We start from the raw sequence: 8,776 nt of genomic DNA on the forward strand, positions 1-8,776 counted from the left end.
CACTGCCGCCGGACGACAGAATGGATCACGAAACGAACACTAGGCGCGACAGATATGCGTGTCGTCGGGTGTTCTCCCTACGAATCGGCGGCCAGTGTGTCCAGCAAGCCGTGCTGAACCGCGTAGAGGGTGGCGGTCGCTCGTGTCGACGATCCGGTCTTGGCGTAGATGCGTTCGATGTGAGTGCCTGCCGTTTTCGGGGTGATGCCCAGAGTGCGTGCGACGTGCCGAGTCGAGCCACCCCGCGCGATCAGTACGAGGACCTCGAGTTCGCGCGGTGTCAGACCGTCCGGGCCGGAGCGGTGGCGGTGGCGCGGCTGTCCCGCTGCCTCGAGGACGGCATCGACCGCCCCCGCGTCGAGTCGACCGCGGCGCACCTCGGCACGCAGTTCGGCGAGAATCTGCTTGGGTAGCAAGGGATCCCGATACGGACGCGGCTCGGTCATGGCCCGATACGTATCAGCCGCCGCCAGCAGGCGCGCCGACACCGGGATCGACGGTCCGGTCAGCCCGCGATGTGCACCGGAGCCGTCGAGGCGCTCGTAGGCCAGGGCCGCGATAGCCCCGATGCGAGACAGCGCGGCCGGGCGGGCAAGCACCCGCTCGGTGTAGTACGAACTCATCCGAAGTCGCTCGAGCTCGGTCACGCTCAACGCTCCCGGCTTGTCCAGAATGGTGGCCGGAACACCGTGTAACCCGATGTCGTGCAACAACGCCGCGCGACGCACCACGGTGATATCGGCTTCGGGTAACCCGGCGACAGCCGCGGCACGGCCGGCGAGATCGGCTACACCACGAGAATGCCCTGCCCTATAGGGCGAGCGCAGATCGGTGAAGTCGGCGATCACCTCGAGCGCCGAATCCAGTTCCGCGCCGGTAAGGTGCCGCCGCAGCGCCGGATCGGCGGCAATGAGCTCCCCGTAATCCGGCTCGACTTCCGCATCTGCCAGCAGGTCGCGGGCCGAGGCACAGAACGCGTCCACCACGGCCGGATCGAACTGCGTCCCACGCCGCGAACGGGCGACCTCGATCGCGGCATCGATTCCAGCACTACGGTGCAGCACCTCGACGACGTCGGCGAGATGGAACAGCCGCATCCCGAGCCCGATTCGCTCCCCGGCGACACCGCCCGGCACGCCCTTGCCGTCCCATCGCGCGAAGAACTGCCGCAGCGAGTCCCCGACAGCCGGGCCCAGCCCGAGACGTTCCGCCATCGTCGATGTGGTGAGGCAGTGCGACATCAACCCCCGCTCGATATCGCGGCCGCCCTTCGCCGCGATCGTCACCGTCTTGCGCACCCGCTGCACGAACGGTCCCGTGGACCCCGCGTGCGACAGGAAGAAGACCGCCCCGCTCACCCCGCGCAAATCCAGTTTGTAACTGTCCGCGCGAAAAGCGATGTCATCGCCGAACCACGCGGCCACCTCGGGTGCGTCGGCCACACAACCGGTCCACGCCAGCACCGCGGTGTAGTACAGGTCGGACCGCTCCTCGGCGCTCAACCCGACTCGCTCTCCGAGCCGCGAAGCCAGCCGCCACGACCGCAGCACATGCGCCATCGGCTGGCCAAGGCCGAGATCCATCGCAAACGAGAACGCGGCCAGCAACGCGGCCAGCGAAACACCCGAATCCCGAGCGTCACGCGTCATGCTGCGAGCATAGGCGTGTCAGCATACGCAGCGGTTGATCCCTGGAAAGGATGCTCCGCTGCAGCATCCGCCGATCGCCTTCCAGTCGGGGCTGGTACGCGTCGAACCGCCACGGGAGCACGGCATCGGTCGCCTCTGACAGCCTGTCAGTCGGTGAGTTGGTATGTCGCGAACATGCCTTTGTGGTCACTGCCCCATCGCGTTGGCGTGGCGAGGAAATTGTCCTGGGTTGGTTCTTGCGATCGGGTACCGCGCACGATGGACTCGCGCGGGCCGATAATGCCCACAGCGGACAGACACAGCGCGGCACCATGAGCGAAGATATAGTCGACGCGGTCGCGTTCGTCGGCCTCAGGAGCCCACGCGAGCTCGCAGACATCGACATCGACGTTGTGCGAGGGCCAGGTGAGTCCGGGATGGGTGGCCGGGTCCGGATACATCGATCGGTAGGCATCGATGAAACCCGCTTCTCGCAGGCGTCGAGTGCTCTCCCACGCCAACACCACACCGTTGTGGTCGAACAAGTTCGCTGTGGCGGGCGTCCAATCCAGCAGGGACGGCTCGTTCAGGTCACCACCCAGGACGACCGAAGACCCGGCGGCGATCTCGGCTTCCGCGTCGGCGAGAAAGTCGCTGATTACCTCTGGGCGTCCCGAGGCCGCGTTGATGCGCTCGATCACGGCGGGGTCGGTCACCGGTCCGTCGGGCAGCTTGTTCCACTCGTGCTCGGCGAACTCGCCCGGCGCCGGGACTCCCGGTCCGTACCCTCGGGGCAGGTTGGAGGCATACCAGCGATACTCCAGATGCGCGGAGTAGACGGTGACGCGCTTTCCGTCGATGTTCAACCGCGCCTTGACCATCCATCCCAGATCGGCGCTGTCCTGGACCGGAAACACCGACAGAATTCCCGTGTCGTGCGAAGCGACGGCGTTGAACTCGCGCCCCCGCCGCACCAGTTCGGCCGCGACGGCCGTGGTCGCTTCGGTTGCCTCCGAGAGCAGCACGATCGAGGCCTGTGTCGAAACGATGAGATCGGTGATCAGCTGAATTCCACTGGCGATCTTGCTGCCGCTGTGCCACGTGTTCAATGCGAGCACCCGGATCTCGCGGGCCGCGGGTGCAGCAGCGGCAACGGGCATCACCGCACCGGCCGCGACCGCTCCGCCCGCCCCTGCCGACTCTATGTCGTCATCCCTTCGCGTCATCACCCCATCATGGCCTCCATCGAAATGCCATCGATTGCGAGCAATGCTGCAGCACGTCCGGGGCTCAGGTGAGCGCTACCGACGGTCCGGCCCATCTCCGGCGTGCCGGAGGGGTGGTCGCGCTGTTCGACGGCTCACTCGAACCCGCGAAGGGGCCGCCGGACTGCCGCGAACGCATCGCGGTGCCGGCTGACATGGCGGTCCTGGGCGGGGACTTGCCGATCGGGATCGTGCGACCCGCATTGCAATTCGCCGATCAGCACGTCGAATCGGTGACACGATCGGACCGCGCCACGGAGGTACTCGCTGTCACCGAGGCCGAGCTCGACCGGTCCGGAAGGGCGGTCTATCGTGTGCACCGCCGCTGCTGCGCCGCCCGCCGGACGGACACGGCAGGCAGTGACCGTACAGGGGGCTGAGGGTCGGTTGGCTCACATTCTGCGTTTCTGTCGTATTTCCATGGGATGATTGTCGGGTGAGATCAGGCTTATCGACGTGATCCGCTTGGCTCATCTACAGAAAAGAATGAAGTAAGCAATGACTCAAGGCAGTGTGAAGTGGTTCAACGCCGAAAAGGGCTTCGGTTTTATCGCGCAGGACGGTGGCGGCCCTGACGTCTTCGTGCACTACTCCGCCGTATCCGGCTCGGGATTCAAGTCCCTCGAAGAAGGACAGCGCGTGGAGTTCGAGGTCGGACAAGGACAGAAGGGCCCGCAGGCCCAGGACGTCCGCGCTATCTGATCGACGCAGCTCGGTACAGCCCCGCACCCTCAGGGTGCGGGGCTGTTGCGTATTCCGGGGCCTATGAACCGGGCGGCGCTGCTGGCCGGCCCCCAGCTGAGATCCCTCAATCTCACTGGAGCAGTACGCCATTCGGGAGCGGGTCCCGGAACCCCGGGGGCAGAGCCCCGAACGCCTGGGCGCGACGCCCAGATCCGGGAACGATTCGCGGACGAATGCCTCATCGCCTCCTATGTCGACGCGACGATGAAACGCTGCCTGGAAGCAGGCTATGTTCGACGCGGGCCCTGTCGGCCGACCGTCGCTCGGCACCTTGACGGCGGGCGGACTTGCGCGACGGCGTCGAGATCGAGATCGAGATCGAGATCGAGATCGAGATCGAAGGCATCGGCAGAGCCCGGCAACGGTGTCACGACGCCGGGTAGGCTCACTGTCGATGGCAAATCTGCGCGCGTCGAGCGGGATCGTGTCCGCCGGGGCGACTCTCGGTGTCGCCGAGCTGATTTCGGTCCCGATCGGACCGAATAGCGCGCCGTTCAACGCTTTCGGCTCCATTGTCATCGATTCCACGCCGCAGAATCTTCGTGAATGGGTCATCGGCACCTTCGGGACCAACGACAAGCTCTTGCTGTACGCGGCGATGTTCCTGGTGGCGATCGGCGTCGCCGCTCTCGCCGGGTTGCTCGAGCGGACCACCCGGCCACTCGGGTCGGCGCTGTTCGTCGCCTTCGGCATCGCAGGCGTGATAGCAGCATGCACCCGGGCGAACGCGTCATGGACCTACGCCCTGCCGACGCTGCTCGGCAGCGTTGTCGGATTGTTCGCGCTGCGGATGCTGATCCGACGCGTCGACGCCGTCCCGCCCGCGAAACTCCGGCAGGCATCGCGCGAAAAGAGCTCTGCCGCTACCGAATCGGCCACCGCTGCGCCCTCGTCGGAGCAGCTGGCACGGCGCCGACTCCTCGGCGGAGTGGTCGGTGTCGGAGTGCTCGCGCTGGTGACCGGATTGACCGGACGACAACTCGCCGTGCGCGCCAACGACGTGTCCGCAAATCGGGCGGCGGTCCGCCTGCCCGCGCCGGCCGAGCCAGCGGCGTCCGTTCCAGCCGCTGCCGAGCTGCGGGTTTCCGGGCTGACACCATTCATCACCTCGAATTCCAGCTTCTACCGGATCGATACCGCGTTGACCGTGCCGCAGCTCTCGACCGACGACTGGAACTTGCACATCCACGGCATGGTCGATCGCGAGGTCACCCTCTCCTACGCCGATCTGGCCGAACGCACGCCGATCGAGCGGATATTCACCTTGACCTGCGTGTCGAATCCCGTCGGCGGCGACCTGACCGGTAACGCGCGCTGGCTCGGCTATCGGGTCGCCGATCTGCTCGCGGAGGCAGGTGTGCGCTCGGGCGCCGATATGGTTCTGTCCACCAGCACCGACGACTTCACCGCAGGAACGCCGCTGACGGCGCTGACCGACGGCCGTGATGCGCTGCTGGCGATCGGCATGAACGGCGAACCGTTGCCCGTACCCCACGGCTATCCGGTCCGCCTCGTCGTCCCCGGGCTCTACGGGTACCTCTCGGCAACCAAATGGGTGATCGATCTCGAGGTGACCAGATTCGATCGGGCGCGCGGTTATTGGGCTCGGCGCGGCTGGTCGACCCAAGGGCCGATCAAGACCGAAGCCAGAATCGATACGCCGAAATCATCGACGAAACTATCGGCCGGCCCGGTCGCGATCGCGGGCATCGCCTGGGCCCAGCGTCGAGGTGTGACAGCCGTCGAGGTCCAGGTGGACAACGAGGATTGGCAGCCCGCGCAACTGTCCGAGGAGTACTCGATCGACACGTGGCGGCAATGGGTTTATCAGTGGAACGCGACGCCGGGTCCACACACTGTGCGCGCCCGCGCGACCGACGGTACCGGTGCCGTACAGACCGCGGAGAGCAAGGACGTAGTCCCAGACGGTGCGTCCGGCTATCCGTCGGTGTCCGTGCGGGTCGGGTAGCGGCCCGAGGCCAGCCCGCCGACTACCGCCTTCGCAGACCGACACCGGCCAGAAAAATGCCGACGACGACCACGATCAGGCCGATGACGACCCAAATCGCCTGCCCGTTCATGCCACCGGTCTGCCCCAGCAGGTTCAGCCCTTGCAGCGTCCACAGACCACCCATCAACACGAGCAGTATCCCGATGATCAACCACACCCAGCGCATCGCCGCTCCTCAGCTTCGGTCGCAAGCAACCTGGAACATCCATCGTGCCACGGAAGTAGCTGCCGCCGTGCCGCAGCCAATCATCGGTGGGATGTAGCCGCGAGACAGGACAAGCGGCCCGTCCGGCCGCGGCACCCGCCGAAGTTCACCCGATGCGGCGATGAGCTACGACCCCGCGACTAGGCAGTGTGTCGAAGTGAGTGAGGTAGGCACCGTTGCGCGGCGCCTACCTCAGTTGGCTTCTGAAAGCTGTTGTCTGCGTTGCTATATGGGCGAGGGGCGGATTCAATCGGTCGTCGCAACACCTTCGATTCGACACACCGGTGATGATCGACCAGCCGACGATGCGGTGGGAGAACGCATCGAGCACCACTGCGCAATACACCCAGCCCTCGCGGATGCGGTGCTGGGTGATGGCCGTGCAACACAACCGATCCGGCGCATCGGCGCAGAAGCGGCGGTCGACCAGATCCCGATGGGGATCGGCGGCCGGGTGCCGAGTGGCTTCCAACATTACAAGTCGTACTGAACCATCTGATGTGGATACGAACCGGACCGTGCAATCCTCAGTCAGTTGCCTGGTGGCCGGTACTCCGCAGTGCGCTGCACCGCTTCATCCACCTGTTCCGGCGTCAGCAGCCGCACGGACTGCGATCGCGCTGCACCGGAAGCGGCCGTTTGAATCGCGAGCACTGCGGCCGCTTCCTCGTCGGGGACTGTCCCGATCACGAACAAATCCCGCGCACCCAGTGCGAAATAGCATGATTCGACGGTCCCGCCGACGCTTTCCACCATTCGAATTATCGCGTCGCGCCGGGCACTACCGCCCTCCGCCAACAGCCCGCTCGCGCCCGCGGACGTATAGGTGACCTCCCACAGAAACCTTGGCATACACCCTCCATACATAGACGAAGACGATGTCCGGCAATCGTTCTCCTACGACAGCACAGATGCAAGGCACCACCCCGCGCTTCCGCCGTGTAGTTCGGCCAGCACATCGGCTTCGAGCAGATCACCGAACAACCGGGCATAGCCGACAATCACCATGTCGAGATCTCCGCTATCCACCGCATACCCTTTTTCTCGATGGCGGCACCACGTCCAGCTTGCGCTCGGCGAAATCCGCTGCCACGCCTCACTCGCCGTGCCGGATCTCCCATACTCGCACTGCGCGGGCCGCCTAGTGGAACGGGCCAGCTTGCCAGCTGGCGGAGTTCGACTGTCCCGCAACAGATTTGCCTGTTCAACTGAGGGACGGTAGGTGTTCGAGTTCTGCGCTATTCGGCAGTCCTCACGCCATCGCTATTCGGAGGTGCCGGTATTCGTGGTGTGCGCGATTCGATCGTATGCGGTAACGACTGGACCATTGTGCCCGCGACGGGTCGGAGCGGTGTGGTCTATCGCTGTGACACGATGACCCGTGACCGCGTTTGTCCCTGGCATCGCCACGACAGGAGCCCGACCATGCCACGTATCGCCACCGCCGACCCGGTCGAACGAGCCGAACTGCTGGAATTCCTGCGCACTCGCCACCGCGGCGTCCTGGTCACGAGCCGCGGCGACGGCCGCCCACAATTGTCGCCGGTAACCTGCGGGATTGATCCCGAGGGCCGCATCGTGGTGTCGACCTACCCGACCCGCGCCAAGGTCGGCAACGCGCGACGCGACCCGCGCGTGTCGATCTGCGTGCTATCCGACGACTGGAACGGCCCTTATGTACAGGTCGACGGCCGCGCCGAGGTCCTGGACATGCCGGAGGCCCTCGACGGGCTCGTCGAGTACTTTCGCGGCATCTCCGGCGAACATCCGGACTGGGCCGAGTATCGCGAGGCCATGGCACGGCAGAACAAGTCGCTGTTGCGCATCGATATCGAACGCTGGGGACCGGTCGCGACGGGCGGCTTCCCGCCCGAACTCGCGGACTGAGTCGGTCGCTCACCGTCCGCCTTCGTACTCCCCACATCACCCGCAGTGGCCGGGGGGCCGGTGTGGTCGGTACCCGACACAGTGCTCCAATCGCAGAGCAGGCACAGACCCCCGCCCTACCCACCGCGGCATGGCACTGCTGCCAATGCTCGATCCACGGACGCTGGCGATCTTCCCCCCTCGTCGCCAACAACTCCCGCAACTGGCGCGGTTCTCCGCTCTTCGCTCCCGTCGAACTGGCGGCAGTTGAATATGCGACCGCACCAGTCCGGTTACCGTTCGTCAGTCGGCGCGGGGCCTGACGGCAAATACCTCGTGTATTTCGGTTCCGATCAAACGCGGGTCCTGCTGAGTCTGCGTGGACATACCCTGCCGACCGAACAGCTCGCAAACTTCTCGCAAGCGGCCGTCGCGATCATGGACTTCGGCGACGACGGCGTGGATACGAGGCCAGTCCGCTTCGGTGATGCCATGCAAGACTTCCAATTCGGCACGCTCGACATCGACTTTGAGCAACCCGATCTCGCTGTCGCGGCAGTGTTCGTCCAGTATCGCCGAAACAGTAGTGACCCCGACCTTCAGCGGTACACCGTCGTGCAGGCCGGTGATGATAAGCGCGATGGCCTTGTCGTCCAAGCCGCTGTTGCGCAGATAGATCTTGGTGGCTTCGTCGTCTGCCTCGCGATCGGCGAAGAAACCGGAGTTCGCCGTTGCGTGCGGATACCAGGTGAACGGCCGCGTGCCCGGCGTGGCGCCGACGGCGATCTGGAGGGGTATCCCATCCGGAACATGCGCTGCAATATTGCGGTGCAGGCAATTAAAGGTCATCGGCACGGGCTCGACTGCGATGACCTGAATTCCGGGGCAGGTGTCGGCGAACATCATCGCGGTGAGTCCGATGTTGGCGCCTATGTCGAGGGCAACGTCTCCAGGGAGAAGGCACGCGGCGGCCCGGCGGTAGAACCCGTGCGTCGCAGTCGTCTCGCCCCACAGCATCCGGGCCTCGACCGGGCTCGTGCAGGTCACCATTCTGCCG

At 65.4% G+C, this 8,776-nt stretch carries 10 protein-coding genes; 4 read left to right on the forward strand and 6 right to left on the reverse strand.

Annotated features, from left to right (window positions below):
- Positions 1-77 precede the first annotated feature (77 nt).
- A complete protein-coding gene (locus tag OIE68_RS12740) occupies positions 78-1,649 on the reverse strand; it encodes an HD domain-containing phosphohydrolase (RefSeq protein ID WP_327099587.1) in 1,572 nt (523 codons plus the stop codon).
- Positions 1,650-1,795: 146 nt separating this feature from the next.
- The gene (locus tag OIE68_RS12745) at positions 1,796-2,854 is read right to left on the reverse strand and encodes an endonuclease/exonuclease/phosphatase family protein (RefSeq protein ID WP_327099588.1); all 1,059 of its coding nucleotides are present in this window, start codon (positions 2,852-2,854) and stop codon (positions 1,796-1,798) included.
- A gap of 113 nt (positions 2,855-2,967) precedes the next feature.
- Here OIE68_RS12745 and OIE68_RS12750 point away from each other — a divergent pair, with 113 nt between their 5' ends.
- From OIE68_RS12750 to OIE68_RS12760, 3 genes are all read left to right on the forward strand, one after another.
- Positions 2,968-3,273 carry a hypothetical protein gene (locus tag OIE68_RS12750; protein ID WP_327099589.1) on the forward strand — a complete coding sequence of 102 codons (306 nt, stop codon included), beginning with the start codon at positions 2,968-2,970 and terminating at the stop codon, positions 3,271-3,273.
- 118 nt (positions 3,274-3,391) lie between these two features.
- The gene (locus OIE68_RS12755; protein WP_327099590.1) at positions 3,392-3,595 is read left to right on the forward strand and encodes a cold-shock protein; all 204 of its coding nucleotides are present in this window, start codon (positions 3,392-3,394) and stop codon (positions 3,593-3,595) included.
- 436 nt (positions 3,596-4,031) lie between these two features.
- Entirely contained in the window at positions 4,032-5,606 is a 1,575-nt protein-coding gene (locus OIE68_RS12760) for a molybdopterin-dependent oxidoreductase (RefSeq protein ID WP_327099591.1), read from the forward strand.
- 22 nt (positions 5,607-5,628) lie between these two features.
- Here OIE68_RS12760 and OIE68_RS12765 read toward each other — a convergent pair whose 3' ends face one another.
- The 3 genes from OIE68_RS12765 to OIE68_RS12775 form a co-directional block, all read right to left on the reverse strand.
- Entirely contained in the window at positions 5,629-5,814 is a 186-nt protein-coding gene (locus OIE68_RS12765) for a hypothetical protein (protein WP_327099592.1), read from the reverse strand.
- A gap of 570 nt (positions 5,815-6,384) precedes the next feature.
- Positions 6,385-6,705 (reverse strand): GYD domain-containing protein, encoded by a 321-nt coding sequence (locus OIE68_RS12770; RefSeq protein ID WP_327099593.1) that lies wholly within the window; start codon positions 6,703-6,705, stop codon positions 6,385-6,387.
- A gap of 45 nt (positions 6,706-6,750) precedes the next feature.
- Positions 6,751-6,882: a hypothetical protein gene (locus OIE68_RS12775; protein ID WP_327099594.1), complete on the reverse strand. Its 132-nt coding sequence runs from the start codon at positions 6,880-6,882 to the stop codon at positions 6,751-6,753.
- Positions 6,883-7,278: 396 nt separating this feature from the next.
- Here OIE68_RS12775 and OIE68_RS12780 point away from each other — a divergent pair, with 396 nt between their 5' ends.
- A complete protein-coding gene (locus OIE68_RS12780) occupies positions 7,279-7,740 on the forward strand; it encodes a PPOX class F420-dependent oxidoreductase (RefSeq protein WP_327099595.1) in 462 nt (153 codons plus the stop codon).
- Positions 7,741-8,022: 282 nt separating this feature from the next.
- On the opposite strand, the gene OIE68_RS12785 is transcribed toward OIE68_RS12780, so the two are convergent.
- The gene (locus tag OIE68_RS12785) at positions 8,023-8,736 is read right to left on the reverse strand and encodes an FkbM family methyltransferase (protein WP_327099596.1); all 714 of its coding nucleotides are present in this window, start codon (positions 8,734-8,736) and stop codon (positions 8,023-8,025) included.
- Positions 8,737-8,776 lie beyond the last annotated feature (40 nt).

It is taken from the genome of Nocardia vinacea (assembly GCF_035920345.1).
Lineage (GTDB): Bacteria > Actinomycetota > Actinomycetes > Mycobacteriales > Mycobacteriaceae > Nocardia > Nocardia vinacea_A.